Here is an 18,078-nt window from a genome sequence, read left to right on the forward strand (position 1 = left end):
AAAAAGCAAGTAAAAGAATATACAATTTAATAAATGAAGTATGCTCAGGCATTGTTACAAATGAGAAACTAGAAACAATAACAGAGATGATTACTTTAACGGCGTCAGATGTAAATAAGAAGGTAAAGAAAAGTAAGTATTATCCTATACAACAAGCAAGAATACCATTTACAGGCTACGCCATAACTAATGGACGAAAAGCTATACAAGATTTTTTTAAGGAAAGAAGTTTTAGTGAGCTTATTTATAGATAGTATGAGAATTTTAGCTAAAAATTGACGGGATAAGTGTTCCCCTTTTAGGCTTCAATCGAAACTCTTCGGGGGTAAAAATTTAACTGAACTTATAATGGGGAAATTAGGAATACAAAATTGCCCACTTTAACTTGACACAAACTTCTTTCCCACTAAACTTGATGAAGTAACAGGATCAGCTATTGAAACTCCAACGCCCAAATTAGCTAATTCTTTTATGTACCTATTATTAGATTCAGTCACTAGCTCCATGAGTTGCTTTACTTTTTCAGGATATTTAATAATCCACCTTAATAAATTTTCAGCACCTACCAAACATGTAGCAACGCTAAAAGGACCAGCGATTCCCCCACCAACACTCACTTCATTGCCAATGGCATCCATAGTCATCCTTAAAGCTTTTAGACACAAAGGTAATCTGCCATCTTTCTGTGGATCAGCTATTTTTAACTTATCTATATCATTAATCTCTTTAACTGCTGGTTCCTCAACATATGGAATAGAATTTTTAGGATACTTGATTTTAGAACCCATGGCTTCCCCCATTCCACGTAACGTTGTAGCTATGGATTCAGAATCCGAACCAAATTCTCTAAAAGAGTTAATTGCTACATTTGCCATTATCTCAGCTGAATTGCTGTATTCATCTAAACCATATCCAAATGAAGGTGCTATTGCTTCACCTAGCGAAAGAGAAATAGGAATTCTGTCAATTTTTTCGCCTTTGCTAAATGCAATCATTCTCTCTTTGTGTGTCATTTGATCTTTAAACATTTTTACTCCCCCTTTAAACTTTTTAACTTTACTCCTTGTAGCTTTAGCTACCTATAAATCGATAGCTTGTATCAATAAAATAAAATTAAATTAGACAAAATTAAATCAGTCTTAAAGATTTCATTAAGTTATATTTCTAGTATTTTATTCAATATTTTGTCATTTTACTAGTATATCATTTAAACTTATGGTAGTCCAATCGATTATATCTATTGTTATTTGTAAAGCTATATTTTTTTGTAATTTATAATTGGGTATATAAATTGTAAAGTACACTCAGTTAAGTTAGGCAAAGAAGGTTTAACCAAGGATTCATAGTGACAAAACCTTTATGAATAATCATATCTATACACTGAAACACCTCAAAAAAGGTGCTTTGTTTAAACATTGGCGCTTTAAATTATCTACTGTACTTCATCCTTATTATATTGACTACCCTATTTTTTAGGATTTCTCCTTTTGGCTTTGTAAAGAATTTCTCCTGTCAACATAGCAAAATAAAATACTATAGCCACAAGCATGATAATACAAAAATCCCGTTGAGATGAATAAGTCGTAAAGTCAATTCCTTTTATGCAAAGATGAGCTGCCATGTAGGAAATTGGAAACAATATAGTTCTATCAATCCACACAATTATAACTGACTTATTTTTCAATAAGAATCGTGCCATTGCCAGTACAACAAAGGCAAGAAAGGCTAATATAAAATACGGCATTAAAATTAGTCTTGGCAATGTTACAGTATTCTCACCAGCATTTTCATTCACCCCATAAATTAGTACATCTTCGGAACCATCGTTTTGAGCATAGAAAATTTGGATTTTATTTTCACTGCTAAAAGGTATAACCATATTTTGTTTTCCATGATTAGATGAATATAAGTCCCAAGTTGTAGTCCATGCATTTATGCGATAAACCTCTGTTTCTGTCTCACTATTAAACTCTTTGATACAGCTATAGCCTGTCACCTTATCATCAAAGCCTATGATAATCTTTCCCTTATGGTTATCAATAATATCCAATAAACTATTAGAATAAGGGAAAAATTTAGGTGTTGTCAAAACTCCAAAAACGACGACTACTATAGAACACACTAGCGTTACTGTAAAAAAAATAGTCTGTAGGAGTTTGATAAATAACTCCTTTTTTATTCTCTTTAACGGAGCAATGTCAGTATCAGGGATAAATTCTGTAGTTTTTCTCATATGCTCAAATTCCTCATGACATTCTTCACAATGTTCAAGATGATCACTGACGAATTCTCGTGTCTCCGCACTTACCATGTCTTCTACATAAAGTGGAAGGATGTCTTTAATTAAATTACATTTATTGCTCATCATGGTCCTCCATTTGTTTTAATATTTTATTTCTTGCTCGGTGATAAGTGACGCAAGCCCAGTTCTCTGTTTTTTGAAAAATATCTGCAATTTGTTTGAAACTTAACTCCCCAAAAACCCGCAGCATAAAAATTTCTTTATATGGTTCAGCTAAGTTATGCAGCAATGTATGTATTTCTATAGCATCATATTGATTTAATATTTGTTCTTCAATATTATCTTTATGTTCTGGAAAATCAATAACATCAAGATCATCAATGTCCACAATGCGCTGCTGCTTTTTCAAATAAGAAAAGCAACAGTTTTTTGCAATTTGGCAAAGCCAAACCCGTATATCTGCTTCACCACGAAAATTATCTATTGAACGCATCGCTTTGAAAAAAGTTTCGCTTGTAATCTCCTCTGCAATGCCTTCATCTTTTGACAGCTTTTTGAGAAAAAGAAATACATCATTAAAGTATCTTATATAAATCTTCTCAAATTCTTTTCCGAACTCTGCCACCTTCTCACCCCCTCACCTATAAGACGTCCTTCCTTTAATAATCTTACAAGTTTTTTTATTTTCTTTTTTCTACCTCTATATAATCAAATATATCTAGGCATTCTGTAATTACTAATATATATATTATAGACCTTTGAGACAATAATAGTTGGTGCGTAAATATAAACTTTAAATCCCTTTAACTTAGCCGCCTTGTTAGGTGGATATATAAAAATACTAGAATAAAAAAAGCCGCTTACTCCTTTTATAGAAGAGTAAGTGGCTTAGTTATCGTGCCTTAAGTGTATTAAATTTTTACTCTATTTAAAGATGCATTTATGGCATTGAAAATATGTCCAACCTCATAGGTATTAATTTATTTTTTTAGATAATATGCAGTTCCAAAAGTTATTTCTGTATCCTCAATAATATTTGAACCATTCTTTTTAATTATTGTTTTCTTCATGTCATCCGGTTCAATGGTATTTATTGTTTTAATAAGCCCTTCTAAAATAGCGTCTGATATTTCCCACGATATTCCACACATCATCTCATTTTTTTCCCATTTAGCACTATGTCTAGTTCCTGCACAAAGCATACTTAAATCCATACTTTTCGTCATAATTGGCTTAGCTGTTGACTCATAACAAACAGCTTGGTTACCTGCTATGTCATAGTTCTGTTTTAATCCAAATTCATAAGAATAAGCCTGAGATAACCTCATAGCGTAATACGGTTCACAAACAATTATAATAACATCAGGATTTTCACCAACAAATTTGTTTAATGGTTTAGCGACTACACCATAGGTTTTCTCTTCAAATACTAGCATATCATTCATAACCTCTTTAGAAATCTCCATGCTTTTATGAAGACCAAATGTATATACCCACTCTCCATCATAAAATCCTTCTGGCAAATCATGATATCTAAAAGTAGTCCCTGAACCAGAACAAGCAAAATTTTCTCCTCTAATCTTTAATGATTTTCCTGTCATAGCAGATTTAATGAATACGCAATATATCATGTCTTTTTTTATATCTTGTGCATCTTGTTTTAAATACTCTTCCTCAGTCTTTAAGAACTTTACCCCTATTATCTCCCTGTTTAGAGACAAAACAGTATTCCATAAATCATATCTCTTTTATTAATTTTTCCCGAGATAGAACCAGTATATAAACTCACTGGACTGAGGGGAGGCTACTTATTCAAATCAAAATGCTGTATAACAGTATCAGAAAAACTTGTAGACACCCATTTGTCTACTTCCTCTGGTGTGTTAAACTCCCTAAACTCTTCCAAAAGCACAACTCCTCAAATTTAATTTTTATATATCTTTATTATACAACAAATTTCATTATATTTCCAATAGATTATGCATTATTATATAAGACACGAACTAATTTGACAGTTGATTTAACTTTATATCAAAAAATTAAATTTTCATGTCCCTATCTTTATAGCACAAAATACTGCATTGGTAAAAAGGCTAAGTTATGGATCATTAATTGACCTACAACTTAGCCTTCATACTATTACATATTTACTTCTCTTTCACATACTCATGTGGGCGCTCCACATAATCTTTAACCTTATACTCTCCAATGCTTTCATAGTTTCCAGCGACAGTAGTGGAAACATCATCCTCATTAAGGCTGTCGCCTAATATTGCATCGGAAAAGATTCTTTCAAGATATTCGTGTTTTGAGTACATTCCTTGAGATGCCCACACCAAGGCATTTCTCACATAAGCTGAATGAGTTTTAAAGAGCTCATGGTTTACCTCAAATCCGAGGTGTTTTGCCAGTAGCACAGCAAATACAATACAAGTTCTAGTGTTACCCTCTCTAAAAGGGTGTATCTGCCAGATTGTTGCTATAATTCTCTCTAAGCGAAACACGATATCCTTATCATTGCTGTCTGTTCTTTTCAGTTTCTTTACTTCCTTCATTACAGCATCAAGCTCTTTCTTAATCTGTTTCGGGAAAGTATATCTAACCGTATCTCCTCCCAGTACATCTTCATATTTAGCAATTTGAATTGTACGGAACTCACCAGCCCAATCGTATATTTGTCCAAAAATATTTGAGTGAATATCTTGCAATGTTTTTGTATCAAAAACTTTATAAGATTGGTTATAGACGGCAAGCATAGATAAGTTTGTTATATCTGCCTCGGCTCTACTTAATAAATCATGGTCTTTGATATTGGCGAGATTTTTTAATATATCTACATCATCATATAAATAAGGATCCCTCATCTTACACCTCCGCTGTAAAGCCGTACATATTTAATGTGGATTGAAATATAGAAATGAAGGATTCATCGCCAACCTTCCATTTAGCAATATTCCGCTCTGTAGTTTCACTAGCATATACACCCTCAATGGCATTTAGTGCGTTGGCAAAAGATGCACTACGTTCTTTTTGCACATCATTTAGTGAATCCATTCCACAAGATAATTTAAGGAGGGTAAGGTGTCTGGCAATATTTTTATCAATCAATTTGGCTGCCTGTTCCAGCTGTTTTAAGCGTGCTTCAATTTTAGGAAGTTCAGCTTTATATTTCTGGCAAAGCTCAACTTGTTCTTTTATAGTATCAACTTCATTTTCTTTTAGATACTTGCTTACTATTTTTCCATTTACTCTATTTTGTATATAGTAATATTGTTTTTCTTTAATGGTTTTCGTAGAAATATATCCCTCAGGAAGAGAAGGGAGTGTTTTCTCAATTTCATTTTTCTTTAATAAAAGCTCTTGGTATTCATTTATAATAATAGCTGACATTCCTTATCACCTCACTATTTAGTATAATTATTATATCATATATTAACCTAATTATCAACATTGTATTCATTTGTAGGTTAACCAGTGCGTGATATTTTTTAGCTACGACTGGGAAATAATATTGCCATTTTTAATTAGAATACAATCTTTAATACAATAAGTAGGAATACCACTTTTAAAAATCGATTTTTCAATACTATCGATAGTATCTTCATATCTATCCAAATCGCTTTTAGATTTACAGATAAGTAAATCAAGCTTATCTTGGTTATGCAAATCAAAGATTTTTCTCATTCTATGACTTCCTCTTTGAAAACTTTTTTCGTTTGTAAAGAAACCAACTAAATCGAAAAACTTCATTCGACTTAGAACCTTATCTGTGGAATGTATGACGAGATTACTGAAGTTGTTTGGGATAAAAAATGCTACTTTAATGTTTCTTCTTTTTATCCCAAGGCTACTTTGAAATTTAAACACCGTGGGAATAACAGTTATACTTTTGCAGCTCATAGTAACCCTCCTTGCTATGCTCATATTTTTTTATAAAAAGACTTGATATTTTAAAACTAACATTTGTGAAATATCTAGGCAGAAAAAATAGTCAGAGGATCATTATAGAATCCGCTGACTATTTGACTATTTCCTATTCAGTTTTATGGGTGAAATCTCGAAAGTTACCTATGTCATCTATATTTTTGCTTAATTTTAGCCCTCAAACAGATGACATTTTCACCCGTTTTTTCGCTCCAAAATCGGTCGAAAACCACTATATATTGTGGTATAACCCTCGTTTTTTGCCTTGTCACCACAATACGTCATCATTATTATCGCTTCCACGTGAAATTGTTAGGCTATTTCACACTTTTATAAAATACAGAAAAAACCTAGTGTTGTTAAGGTTTTAAGTCCATATTATCTACTCGACCTACTCTTTTTGATTAGGCTATTTTGAAAATTCACTGTTTCGAACTATATTTTTTACTTTTTCTCTGTAATCCATTTTCGCCTTTAATGACATTGCTTCTTTTAGTTTTTTCTATCTGCACAGCTTGAAATGTTTCCTTAGAAATAATTGCTGGGTTGTTATCCTCACTTAAATAAACCGCTTCATGTTTTCCATTATCTAACAATTTTACACTATCCGTATATTTTTCGTTGCTAAGCATCACATCAATTGTACGCTTGCTCCACTTATCTTTTCCAGTAGGAGATTTAACACCCAAATATTCCAACTCAGTAACTATATCAATAACACTTTTACCATGGAGGTACATCTCAAATATTTTCGTTACATTTTTAGCCTCATCGTCTTTAATAATCAGGTTGCCTTCTTTATCATGTACATATCCATAACATTTTCTGTTATATAGCTTTGAGGTACCTTGTGCGGCACGTTGTTTTATTCCCCATTTAATGTTTTCACTTCTAGATTCATTTTCTGCCTGTGCAATAGCTTCAATAATAGATACCATAAGATCAGTGTCAGTATCGGCAGTATCCAGACTCTCCTGTTCAAATATAACACGAACACCTAATGTCTTTAATTGATTCAAGGCACCAAGCGTATCAACCGTATCCCTACCAAATCTACTAATACTCTTGGTGAGTATTATTTCTAGATTATGGAACTTACAATCGTCCAGCATCCTTTCAAACTCTCTACGAGAAGAACCTGTTTTACTTGATGCAATATCCATATATACATCTACTAATAACCACTGCGGTGTAGCCGCTGTTAATCTTGTTAGTGCTGATACTTGTGCTGTTAGGCTTTTTAATTGGTCTACGCTATTTGTACTTACACAGCAATAAATACCAACCCGTTTTTCTCTTTTTAGAGGTTTCGCTGGTATGTAATTAACTTTTTTATTCTCTGACACATTGCACATCCTAAATAATTCTAATCCAAAACTTAATTTAATTTATACTATCTCTCTATAAATCTATTTACAGTTTCCTTCAGCTCATCACTGAACTCTTCGAGATTCTCAAAACTAATCGCACTATCACTTATAAGAGAAATAATGTTATTAATAAGGTTTGAACGACTAATTTCTAATTGAACACCAGTCTTTTTCCTATCTTCCTTTATTCTCTTATCCAGCTTCCAAAACTTTTCTGATGGATTAGTATCTTCACTTAGTAAGTTTATATACTCTTTATTTAGCCTATCCATATATGATTCTTGCCAATCAGCAACTTTGTTTTTAAAAAGTGTCCAGTCTCTTTTTGTAAATCCCTGCTCTTGCAAAACCCAAAACCTCCCTTTAAATTCCTACTTAGTTGTTCAATATACATCTTGATAATATCGGTCTTTAGAGTTAATATGTGACACTACCAAAGGAGGTATCATCATGAATAAAAAACTAATATTACACGTTTCCATTTGCTTTGAAAGTTGTTCATCAGTAGTAAGGAAAGAACTAAAAAAGCAATTAGCCAATTATGCTCAGCAACAAGATCGACGCATCACTTATGCAGATATTTGCATTGATGCTCTTCATTTTCAGGAAGAAAAAAGATTGCAACAGGAAATGCTTTATGATGCTGTCGTAACAAGTGAAATCATAAGAACATTAGCTAATGCTAAGCAAATATATACCTTCGCCGCCCTACTAATCAGCCTTACTTTACAGCGATTATATAAAGATAACCCCGATTATAAAAGCGAAGATTGGATGTTGATATCTTTTACTCCATCAAAAGAGAATCCAAATATCTATAACATTGGGTGTTCAATCGGTCTGTAATTCCTTCAAGACTAATCATCATTTTGATGATTTTATTATATGATAATTAGCCTATTTTTACAACATTTCTGTCTACTCAACCCGCCCAAAAGTAATCTTGTCAACTCAACTATCCGTCTTTTTGTCGTTGGATATATTCCCACAGAGTAGCCATTTTACAAAGGGTTCTGCCATTCTGAAAATCATCAAAACACGCAGAACCCCTTATTTTCTATACTTTCAAGCCTTCTATTTTTCTTTTCTTGACATCTTTTTTAATCAGTGTTTTGTTCTAAGCCTCAGCAGTAGTTTGCGCCAATCACCTTTCGCTTTGCTCGGGTTCTTGAGCAAACCTTGCATGGGTGGTTGTATATCTGCTCTCACTTCGCTACACTCGTGACAGCAGAACAACCGCCTCAACATGCCTTGAGAGTACAATAATGATGTCGTAAGGAGATGGTACCCCCTTGGTGGAAGGGCATATTTCTAAAAGGACATAGTAACATCCTGCCTTACTAGCATACATTCCATCAAATTATAATAAAAACTATCATCTTAATTTGAATCAAAATAATAGTTGAGTACTATTTACCTGTGAGATAAATTGAACCCAATAAAGCTTTCAAATAATTGTGCCTTATTTGAAAGCTTTATTCGGCACAATTATATTTTGTTATTGTTCTTCTATAGTAATATCTACATTAATAATATCTTCTTGAGTACATGCAAAGTGATCCAAACTCGCAATATTTATATAGTTTATCTTGTCTGTTTCTTTTATAGTCCCTAATACAAAACAGTGTGTTTTCTTATCTAAAAATCGCTCTATCATATTTAATCCACCTGTACGACTATGTGTATTGTCTATAACTTCTTGCTTGATTACACATTTAACACTTTTGGTTGATTCTTTAAACATGCTATTAAAATTTATCCAATATTCTCCGCTATTACCTTTGCTTATAATTGCCTGTCCATAATATACTTTTGTTTTCCAGCTTAAGTCATCAGTATATTTTATTTCTTTTATATCTAGGAAAAGTGTTTTTATTGAATACTGATATGGTTTGCCTGAAATCGCTAAAGTTATCGTTGTGCACTCTATCCTTTTTTCTTTTATACTTCTTATGTATTTTGACACCAGTGTACTTAACAGAAATAAGTTGGACTTTCTTGCACCAGACATCTTCTTTTCTGCTGAATTATTTTTTCCTCTTTCTTTTTTTTCGCTACCATTATCATCATAGGTTTCTTCCACTTTATCAACTTCATTATGCTTTTTAGGTCGAGTCATATTAAATGTTATATCTTCTCCAATTTCAGGTGCACTTTTTGCATTTTCTTCTGTTTTTTTCTTAGCAACATTGTTATAATTCATTATTTCTTTGCATTCTTTACTGTGCTCTCCAAACACTTTAAAATGCTCTCTCATTTTCATTTGATGTTGCTGTTTATCCATATTGACACATGTTATTTGTGCATTGCAATTTTTATCTATGCACTCGAAAGCAGTTTTGTCATGTAAATCTCCAATTATCCAAGATTCATGTGCTTCGGATGCTGTTAATTCTCGCTTCTGTTCTAAACTCCAAGCATAATCAATTTTCGCCATAAATATCCATCCCTAACTCATATTATTTGCGCCGTATTTCCAAGTTCCAATTCTAATCATATATAACTCATACCAATGTTTCTATATTTTTTGTTTTTCTTTAATTAATTTCTCAGCATACAATTCTTTGCCTGTATTATTTAATGGTTTATCAAAAGGTGTTAAACCATTAATAATAAATCCATCATTTTCTTCAATTTCTTTTATATCTTTAATTATAATACTATTGCTCTTTTTAATAAGTGATAATTCAGTTCTGAGTTTTTGAGTCTTTAAATCTTTCACTAAAATCGGTAAAAAATTAAATGTTTTGTGTTTTGAAATAACTTGCTTTATTAAATTTATATTAAAATGATCTTTTGCTTGCATGGTATGTAGCCTTGTCATCTGATTAATAATTTCTGGATCACTATCTCTTTTATTAAAGTTAGTATTAAGCATATTCTCGCCTATAACAATTCTATACCAATAAGGATTATACTTATTAATTCCTGTGATAATACCAATAGTAACTTTATCAGCTTTAGATTCCATTTTCCACTTCTTAAAAATATCCAATCCTTCTTTGTTATCAAATATTAACCCTACATAAGGTGGATATTCAAAATCTTGGTCTGCCCAAACAAAAAGTCCTTTCCATCCCGCCTTGTCCCATAATGGCAGATAAATAACATCACTTATTTGAATTTTATTATGATGTACTTTTGAAAAATCAATTTCTTTTGGTAATCCTCCGTAATGTATTTTTCTAATACCATCCATACTTACATGATTTGTTTGAGTTTTTGATTCTTTATGCTGAGAGATACTTTCATTCCTAATATTCTTATACGCTTTTGCTTCCTTTGTTATTGTATCCTTAAAAGAAATATCTTCCTCAAAAACAACAAAAGTATCCAAAGTACTAGAGCAATTAAGCGTTCTAAACATAGCCTCTTCTTCTTCAATAGATTTTTTTATTTTTACTAATTCATTTGAAAAAGGTACCATTTGAGAAATAAACATTGCCATAACAATATTTAGTTTTTCTGAAACTAGGCCTCTATTTATATATTCAGTTAATTCTGCAATTTTTGAAACATAAATATAAATTGTATTATCGTTTTGTATAACTTCAATATCAAATTGACTTTCTTCAATTTCTTCTATGTTAACAGTAAAATCTGAAAGCATGGGAATAATTTGATTTGAAATTGATGTAGCAAATATGTTCTCAAACATTGCTAATATAGTTGCTCCTAGCTCTCTTTGAAAACTATTTCTGCTTGTGTTGACGATTACATTACAACCAACAATTTTTGTTTTTAGTTTTATTTTTTCATCTAAAAGATCTACATTTAATATTTCCTGAAAATCATTTGAAGCAGGTTGTTTAAATAAGTCTTTCATAAAGACATCTAATGCTTCTTCCGATCCCATTGCCTGAACATAATCTTCATCATAATAACCCAAACTATACTTTAATGCTGCAGATGACGTCTCTAATCCTTTTTCTTTTAAATAATCTGGGAATCTTTCAAATTGCTCATTATTATTCCTTGTTAAACTTAATAATACAATTGCTAGTAAAGCATCATAATGTAAATATTTTTCCCATTCCTCTTCTTCATCAGTAATATATGGATATAAATTTAATCCTAATAATTCTAATTCATTAAATCGTAGTGAATGGTCAATTCGTCCTAAACGTAATTCTAAATACTTAAGTGATCTCATTGATAAAAACAAACCTGGAATTGCATTTCCTTCATCAAAATATAAATTGAGTGAATCCATAAATGCTCTTATATAGTAACTCCTAGCACTCCAAAACAATCCAATTTGCTCAAAAGTTCCACCTAGTTTCATTAAAGTTTTTATTAAATCAATTTTCGAGTTTTCATTATACAATTTAGTTAATGCTCTACTATAAAATTTAATAGATTTATATACATTAATCTCTAGGTAGTCATCACCTCTATTTAATAGTAATTGTGATGATTCAATATTTCTGGATTGTTCACCTAATAAATTAATCAGAAGTTCAAACAACTCATCATATTTGGGACATTTTTTCAAAATGGGAAGTTCCATTATTCTTTTCAATTGATATAAATCGATATCATTATTAAAATGCATATCTTTAAGTATTTCAAGATATATTTTAACTACATCATTCCACATCTCAGGATCTTGTAATCTCATCATTTGATAATCATATTTAGCTAATTTTGCTCTCCTTGGATTTTCGTGGTCTTGAATAAATTTATCGAATGAATCTATTAACAATTGTGTATGAGTCTTCATATTTGCAATCACCTTTTTTCCTTGATTGTGATTGGAATATAGAGTAATCCAGAGAGTACTCAAATCTTTTAAAATTGGGTAATTATTGGTATTTTCTTTATAAAGATTTTCAACTTTAACATACATCTCATAGTATATGTCACGATCCTCATACCACCATATCATTGTCCAACAGTAGTCATATAAGGCATCTGCATAATTTTTTATATCACCATATTTTTTAGCGAATCTAATGTTTCTTTCCAAGGCATTAATAATTGTTGATTTATCAACTTCTAATTCTCTTAATAATTCTATATATTCTTTTGATATTTTTACAATTCTTGCAGGTTTTAATTGTTCTAAATTTTGTAATTCCATCTCAATTTCATCTAGCAACTTTTTACGCTCTTTATCTTTTGAACCTTCATCAATTACATCAATTAATTCATCTGACATATTGAAAGCACTAATTGCAAGTTTCTGATTATCATTTTTATATGTATTGTCCAGTAGCCAAGTCCTATCTAAAATACGTATATCTAATTTATATTCTTTTCTTAATTCATCTTCTGCTTCTGCCCTTTTTTTATCGGAAACAAATTGATTTGTAATAAAAAAAATCCTTGTGTATCCCCTATTACTTTCTTCATTAGTTGCAACAATCTTTTTAACATCAGATTTTAACTTTGGTTTCCAGTCTTTCTTTGCACTAATAGCAAAAGCCCATCTTTCATTATGAGCAGCATCATTATATCCATATAGCCAGCTTTCTGCTATTGTTTCAGAAACTGGAAAAGTTTCTGAATCTACTTTGCTATCACCACCTCCAGTTGGTCCTGTTTGAGGAAGTAAATTAGGGCAAATAGTTGTTTCAACTATACTACGGCAAAAATTTTCAAATTCTTTCTCTCTGCTCTGACTTGTCAATGAGTCTAAAAAATAAGAAAAAAATTCCATTGAAAGTTTCCCTGTTTTAACAATTTTAGAATCTGAGAATAAATTGGGATGGATTTTTTTATAAAATGTTTTTTCACTCATTTGAGATCTTGCCTCCCTTTGGTGTTTTTTCATTACCTAAAAAGTTTAAAAAGATAAAATTGATAACTTAGCCTATATGAGACTCTCTAACAATTTTATAAGGTAAAAATATTTCCTTGCTAGCATCATAGCTTCCTTTATAAAGCGATTGTATGCATTACCTTTTTATCCATAAATATCCAACTATTACTGTGATGCATTTTATTTGTTGAACTTTTATTTTCGCCTTAGTAGATATAATTTTGACTTGACCATTATAAAGAATCGCGTCTAATTGAGTGAGTGAGCGATTCATAATTCTTGTTTTCAATATAGCATATTCGCTTTGGAAGAACCCCCAGAGATGCTTAGACTAATAAATCCAAATTTAATTGAAATACCTGAAATACAAATATTTTTTATAAGTTCTTTCATGCCTTTTTTAATCATGAGACATCCCTCCTTTAAAACATCGACTGGGTTTGGCTGGTGGTTCTGCCAAGGACCGCAAGGGTAGTCTTTCCAAAACGAATATGTTGATTTAAAATCTATATATCGGTTATTTTACAACAAGTATTCTTTACTATATGGCTCATTTCTTAGAGTAATTCTATCATACGTTCCACAATGGCGGTGACTTGCCCATCTCGATATCTTCTTTCAAATGCTCCATTGCTAAAATGGTCTTCTCTTAAAAGCATGGTTAGAAATGCTACACACAAATCATAATCTGCACCCGATAAACGCTTTAACTCTGTTTCCACATCTATTGGAGCTGTTGTCATATAGTCATTATAATTTGTTTTAAGATCATCCATTTCTTCCAAACAAGTATAATAAGATTCTTCTCTTCCTGTATTCTTTGCCAATAGGATTTGAAGTTTTTCCTTCTTTTCAATATTAGTCATTGAGCTTCCTCCACTGGTTTAATTGCTGTTATATCCATACTTTCTTGTCTGCAAGGTTTCTTTCCACCATGACTCTCTTTCTAAGATAATATGGTCATCAACCCTTGCATTATAGTTCTCAAGGATAGAATATTGGAAATTAACTTTTATATACTCATATCCTTTTTCATTAACTATCTCAACTAATTCTTTATTCCCACCGTGTCCATTTGCAACATAACTTCTCCATCTTTGAAGTAGCATTCCATAGTCACTTGTTGCAGAACCAACATACATCTTTCCATTCTCTTTATCGGTAATTAAATATACTGCTTTTTGATTCTCAAGAGCTGCAATCCAATCTCTCTTCCCACGATTTAATACCGACTCTAACTGTATATACGAAAGTCTGACTTTATCATATCCAGGAAAATCATCTCCATCAAATACTGTTGGGAGTATTTGTTGCACCTCTAAGTCATCACATATTTCACCATAATATCTACCTTGTTGCTGAAAGGTCTTATGGTACTTAATAACAACTCGTCCAAAGTAAGATTTATACTGTTCTAATTCCTCACCTTCGTAATTGATACCATCATAAACATTAAGTTCTTTAGTAACCTTTTTAATTGTGGTAAGCAACCATGTATCATATGATAATTTTAAGAAGCATATAGCTATTTGTCCTACATAAAAATAACGTTGCTTACTTCTCCAAAACAGCCATTGATTATTAACAATATCTGGATTACCTTGATATAATTCCATAGGATCTTCATAACCATTTGATTGGTTAAATTTTATTTTGATATTCCCATAATCCGCTTGATTAAAATGGAGCAAGTTATTCAAATATATCTTTTCCATAAGCCACCTCTTTTACATTATCTTTTGTTCCAATATTAATCGCACCCTACTTCTAACAACTAATCAATACAAATCAATACTTTTTGGGGAATTTTTCTTTTCCTAGTTGCCATAAATATTTATCAATATCTTTAAGGTTATAAGTTGTAAGAGAATAGAAACTACCAAATTCTAATAATATATTTTTGAATTTTACATAATTCTTTAGGTCATCATTACTGAACTTATAAAAACCATCTACATCCCTGAAATATCGGAGCAACTTGTCCACATAACTGTCATAGATAGGGAAATCAATAGGTTTATGATGACTACAATATTTTGTTGCAAAAGAATAAAAGTTTTTCACCTTCCCATTGTCCATAGTTACTTTGGCTATATCATTTACTAACGTAACATCTCCAGCTTGGAGTCTATCATCTATATCTAAATTAATGATATGCTTTGCTACCTGAAAAGGAGAAAAAATATTTGTACTATAGAAGTCATTTAAAGCTGATACCTTTATGAGAACATCGTCAATATCATTGTTCAGAGGATAAGCCCTATAAAACAACTTATCTAATGCACTTTCTTGTAATGCATAGTTTTCCAATTGATCCCACGACAATAGATAATTAGCAACTTCATCAGAACATGGCCTTGGAACATCCAGTCTTGATTCTTTCTTTTTTCTTTTAATTGTAGTTTCTCTTTTAATGGCAACATATTCAAGTTCTTTTGGCTTATTTGTTAAAGCATACTCTACGTATTCTGCCACACCTCCATAGGTGTTATCAAGAAAACTCTTAAATATCTTAAAGGTACGCATATAACCATAGGAATTTCTTTTAGGATCTTTATGAGACTTCTCATTTATAAACCTAATTTCTAATAACTGACGAGCCTTTCTTAAAGAGTCTTCATCAATAAACACATCCCAAAATTCAATTCCTATATCATTTCGATAAGGATAAAAGGCATCACTAAAAATAACACCTTTATCTTTCAAATGACTGTAATTAACATTGAGGAATTGTTTGAATTGCTCCTTAAGAGCTTTTATATGTAAATCATTGATTTTATCAATCATTAGTACCTCCTCCTGCTCATGGTTTATAAATTAATAATTTTCCTTCTTATATTTCTGCTGTCCTGATGATGTCTTTTCAATCGGAACGATTCCTATATCAGTTGATTTAATATAATTGATGAATAAGGTGCCAAGCAACAATCGGTTACTCATAGATATTCTATTCCACTCATAACCTTTGAATAAATCACGTACTAAAAATATTTCTTCAGAATTTAAGTTTTTTAGTTCTTCCTTTGCAATTTCCAACAATTCATTTGTATTTAACACTTTTATTCCTCCCAATGAGAACAATCATATAAACAACATTGTTGTAATAATTGTATCTCTAAGAGAGCTTTTTTACAAGATAATTGTGTATAATATTCCAAATTTTTACATCAACCAATTAACGTAATATAATTCTCAACTACCATCACTATCTGCCAACAATAAAATCCTCAACTTATTTGAGGATTTTAATCTTAGCAGTTTTTTCTTCAGTCTTACTCATAACCGCCTATGGGACAGGTGGTTGCGGAATTACAACATTCACTTGTCCCGCATGGTTAACAAAACAATAAATAACAATCAGGAAACCAATCCATACAACACCAATCACAACAGCTGCAGTAATTATCTTAGTTTTAGCTTCTTTTATCACTTTGTCCTGCTCAAATGCATTCTCCATGTCCCTTTTATCGAGGATTTCCTTATAATTGGACTTTAACTGATTATAACTCATTCTAAAGAACCACCATTTAACAATCATAGCTACAAACGTAACTAGAAGATACGCCACAGATGCTGTAATGAATATCTTGGTTACAAACATCAAGTCTTGACTCAAACTTCCAGTTTTCAGAAAGTCATCCCAATCAACAGAATCCGTAAGAATGATTGTGATTAGGAACATAATAACCGCTATAAAATTATTTTTTAAACCGTCAATTAAATCATGTATCATTTCTTGTAATTGTTTTGAAGAATCAATAATGAATGTTGAAATCTGGTTTTTCATTTCAATATACTGTTCCGTCGTTTTCCTCTGATACAACACATAATTCGATTTTATTGAACTCCAGATATCTTCACCAATTGCAGAAATTTGATCTGATTTTTTGCAGTTGAGGCAAATAACATTTCTAGTAATACCCGCACGCTCTACTGTATTATCACCTTCAAACGCCCATTTAAAGAGTTGACAAATATGTCGATTATCAATAATTGTATTTATTTCATAATCAAACCCACCTTGTTCAGGTGAAAATTGAAGAACCATCTTACCATTTACAACATATGAGCTGTTTGCTAAATAAAGATATGAAAACATCGTTTCTAGCTTATTAAAAAGCAATACCGTTTTCTGATCCTTATCTTCAACATCTCCAAGAAGTTCAAAATCATATGGTGTCAGAGGTAGTTCAATGCGGTTCAGAAACAAACTGGCATTCTCGCACTTTTTTAGATACTCTTGTCTGGCAATATCTAATTGAGGCCAACACTCATCCTCTTGGCAAAAACCAATGCTGTGTGTGTAAAGTCCAACTACTTTATCTAAAACCTCAAAGCGTAAATAGGAGTGATTAGAAAAGGCAGATACAAAAAACTTCAATAACTCATCTACAGGCAAACCTCTATAGTATTTCATAAATTCATCAAAGCAATAAATTGACAGAGCATTATTTTCATCATATTTTTTTTCAATGTGGATGCTAATTTCAACCTCATCTTCTGCATCCCCATCAGAAAGGAATTTATTGTATGCATCTTGCCATACCAATTTATCTTGTGATCGGTAAGTAAAATCTGTACACGCCCTCATAGTAATTTCAATGTCATCACGTTCTTTAAAATTTTCGAGGTAGGCATCAAAACAATTCTCATCGGGTAACGCATCAATTATTGCTGTAAATTCAGCATTAACTTCAGCAGCAGCTTCATAATATGACTTTAATGTTCCTATCACTTGTTTAGAACTACTCAAAAAATCAAACACTACTGCCACCTCC

At 31.5% G+C, this 18,078-nt stretch carries 18 protein-coding genes and 1 pseudogene; 2 read left to right on the top strand and 17 right to left on the bottom strand.

Annotated elements, in window-relative coordinates:
- Window positions 1-254, top strand: a pseudogene (locus tag BUA73_RS14015) (ISLre2 family transposase); the annotation flags it as partial.
- Between the two features lie 126 nt (window positions 255-380).
- Here the strand turns inward: BUA73_RS14015 and BUA73_RS03815 are convergent.
- The 9 genes from BUA73_RS03815 to BUA73_RS03855 all read right to left on the bottom strand — a co-directional run bounded on the left by BUA73_RS03815 (window position 381) and on the right by BUA73_RS03855 (window position 7,883).
- Window positions 381-1,028, bottom strand: a complete 648-nt coding sequence (locus BUA73_RS03815; protein ID WP_072902551.1) for a uroporphyrinogen decarboxylase family protein — start codon at window positions 1,026-1,028, stop codon at window positions 381-383.
- A 437-nt stretch (window positions 1,029-1,465) separates the two neighbouring features.
- A complete protein-coding gene (locus BUA73_RS03820; RefSeq protein ID WP_072902553.1) occupies window positions 1,466-2,365 on the bottom strand; it encodes a zf-HC2 domain-containing protein in 900 nt (299 codons plus the stop codon).
- A complete protein-coding gene (locus BUA73_RS03825) occupies window positions 2,355-2,867 on the bottom strand; it encodes an RNA polymerase sigma factor (RefSeq protein WP_072902555.1) in 513 nt (170 codons plus the stop codon). The genes BUA73_RS03820 and BUA73_RS03825 overlap by 11 nt, the downstream gene beginning before the upstream one ends.
- A 355-nt stretch (window positions 2,868-3,222) precedes the next feature.
- A complete protein-coding gene (locus BUA73_RS03830; RefSeq protein ID WP_072902557.1) occupies window positions 3,223-3,963 on the bottom strand; it encodes a DUF169 domain-containing protein in 741 nt (246 codons plus the stop codon).
- A 426-nt stretch (window positions 3,964-4,389) separates the two neighbouring features.
- Window positions 4,390-5,106, bottom strand: coding sequence for a Fic/DOC family protein (locus BUA73_RS03835; protein ID WP_072902559.1), 717 nt, complete (start codon window positions 5,104-5,106; stop codon window positions 4,390-4,392).
- 1 nt (window position 5,107) lies between these two features.
- Entirely contained in the window at window positions 5,108-5,632 is a 525-nt protein-coding gene (locus BUA73_RS03840; RefSeq protein WP_072902561.1) for a DUF6788 family protein, read from the bottom strand.
- A gap of 102 nt (window positions 5,633-5,734) precedes the next feature.
- The gene (locus BUA73_RS03845; protein WP_072902564.1) at window positions 5,735-6,142 is read right to left on the bottom strand and encodes a hypothetical protein; all 408 of its coding nucleotides are present in this window, start codon (window positions 6,140-6,142) and stop codon (window positions 5,735-5,737) included.
- A 446-nt stretch (window positions 6,143-6,588) separates the two neighbouring features.
- Complete coding sequence (locus BUA73_RS03850; RefSeq protein ID WP_072902566.1) at window positions 6,589-7,512, bottom strand: recombinase family protein; 924 nt, start codon at window positions 7,510-7,512, stop codon at window positions 6,589-6,591.
- A gap of 47 nt (window positions 7,513-7,559) precedes the next feature.
- Window positions 7,560-7,883 (bottom strand): multidrug transporter, encoded by a 324-nt coding sequence (locus BUA73_RS03855; RefSeq protein WP_072902569.1) that lies wholly within the window; start codon window positions 7,881-7,883, stop codon window positions 7,560-7,562.
- Window positions 7,884-7,986: 103 nt separating this feature from the next.
- Between BUA73_RS03855 and BUA73_RS03860 the strand changes: the two genes are divergently transcribed.
- Entirely contained in the window at window positions 7,987-8,382 is a 396-nt protein-coding gene (locus tag BUA73_RS03860) for a hypothetical protein (RefSeq protein ID WP_072902572.1), read from the top strand.
- Between the two features lie 652 nt (window positions 8,383-9,034).
- Here BUA73_RS03860 and BUA73_RS03865 read toward each other — a convergent pair.
- From BUA73_RS03865 to BUA73_RS03895, 8 genes are all read right to left on the bottom strand, one after another.
- Window positions 9,035-9,973: a hypothetical protein gene (locus tag BUA73_RS03865; RefSeq protein ID WP_072902574.1), complete on the bottom strand. Its 939-nt coding sequence runs from the start codon at window positions 9,971-9,973 to the stop codon at window positions 9,035-9,037.
- 81 nt (window positions 9,974-10,054) lie between these two features.
- Window positions 10,055-13,279 carry a hypothetical protein gene (locus tag BUA73_RS03870; RefSeq protein WP_072902576.1) on the bottom strand — a complete coding sequence of 1,075 codons (3,225 nt, stop codon included), beginning with the start codon at window positions 13,277-13,279 and terminating at the stop codon, window positions 10,055-10,057.
- 306 nt (window positions 13,280-13,585) lie between these two features.
- Window positions 13,586-13,708 (bottom strand): hypothetical protein, encoded by a 123-nt coding sequence (locus BUA73_RS14485; RefSeq protein ID WP_278319399.1) that lies wholly within the window; start codon window positions 13,706-13,708, stop codon window positions 13,586-13,588.
- 149 nt (window positions 13,709-13,857) lie between these two features.
- Window positions 13,858-14,166, bottom strand: a complete 309-nt coding sequence (locus BUA73_RS03875) for a DUF6508 domain-containing protein (protein ID WP_072902578.1) — start codon at window positions 14,164-14,166, stop codon at window positions 13,858-13,860.
- Window positions 14,167-14,184: 18 nt separating this feature from the next.
- Complete coding sequence (locus tag BUA73_RS14290; protein ID WP_072902580.1) at window positions 14,185-15,015, bottom strand: GIY-YIG nuclease family protein; 831 nt, start codon at window positions 15,013-15,015, stop codon at window positions 14,185-14,187.
- A 73-nt stretch (window positions 15,016-15,088) separates the two neighbouring features.
- A complete protein-coding gene (locus tag BUA73_RS14295; RefSeq protein ID WP_242942324.1) occupies window positions 15,089-16,087 on the bottom strand; it encodes a hypothetical protein in 999 nt (332 codons plus the stop codon).
- 30 nt (window positions 16,088-16,117) lie between these two features.
- On the bottom strand, window positions 16,118-16,357 hold the full coding sequence (locus tag BUA73_RS03890; protein ID WP_072902582.1) for a single-stranded DNA-binding protein: 240 nt from the start codon (window positions 16,355-16,357) through the stop codon (window positions 16,118-16,120).
- Between the two features lie 229 nt (window positions 16,358-16,586).
- Window positions 16,587-18,065: a hypothetical protein gene (locus tag BUA73_RS03895; RefSeq protein WP_072902584.1), complete on the bottom strand. Its 1,479-nt coding sequence runs from the start codon at window positions 18,063-18,065 to the stop codon at window positions 16,587-16,589.
- Window positions 18,066-18,078 lie beyond the last annotated feature (13 nt).

This window comes from Hathewaya proteolytica DSM 3090, from assembly GCF_900142225.1.
In the GTDB taxonomy this organism is placed as follows: domain Bacteria; phylum Bacillota; class Clostridia; order Clostridiales; family Clostridiaceae; genus Hathewaya; species Hathewaya proteolytica.

Excerpts from the sequence above, each read along its gene's own strand:
- BUA73_RS03840 (WP_072902561.1), bottom strand. The coding sequence starts at position 5,632 with ATGTCAGCTATTATTATAAATGAATACCAAGAGCTTTTATTAAAGAAA.
- BUA73_RS14290 (WP_072902580.1), bottom strand. The coding sequence starts at position 15,015 with ATGGAAAAGATATATTTGAATAACTTGCTCCATTTTAATCAAGCGGAT.
- BUA73_RS14295 (WP_242942324.1), bottom strand. The coding sequence starts at position 16,087 with ATGATTGATAAAATCAATGATTTACATATAAAAGCTCTTAAGGAGCAA.
- BUA73_RS03875 (WP_072902578.1), bottom strand. The coding sequence starts at position 14,166 with ATGACTAATATTGAAAAGAAGGAAAAACTTCAAATCCTATTGGCAAAG.
- BUA73_RS03845 (WP_072902564.1), bottom strand. The coding sequence starts at position 6,142 with ATGAGCTGCAAAAGTATAACTGTTATTCCCACGGTGTTTAAATTTCAA.
- BUA73_RS03820 (WP_072902553.1), bottom strand. The coding sequence starts at position 2,365 with ATGAGCAATAAATGTAATTTAATTAAAGACATCCTTCCACTTTATGTA.
- BUA73_RS03860 (WP_072902572.1), top strand. The coding sequence starts at position 7,987 with ATGAATAAAAAACTAATATTACACGTTTCCATTTGCTTTGAAAGTTGT.
- BUA73_RS03815 (WP_072902551.1), bottom strand. The coding sequence starts at position 1,028 with ATGTTTAAAGATCAAATGACACACAAAGAGAGAATGATTGCATTTAGC.
- BUA73_RS03870 (WP_072902576.1), bottom strand. The coding sequence starts at position 13,279 with ATGAGTGAAAAAACATTTTATAAAAAAATCCATCCCAATTTATTCTCA.
- BUA73_RS14485 (WP_278319399.1), bottom strand. The coding sequence starts at position 13,708 with ATGATTAAAAAAGGCATGAAAGAACTTATAAAAAATATTTGTATTTCA.
- BUA73_RS03835 (WP_072902559.1), bottom strand. The coding sequence starts at position 5,106 with ATGAGGGATCCTTATTTATATGATGATGTAGATATATTAAAAAATCTC.
- BUA73_RS03865 (WP_072902574.1), bottom strand. The coding sequence starts at position 9,973 with ATGGCGAAAATTGATTATGCTTGGAGTTTAGAACAGAAGCGAGAATTA.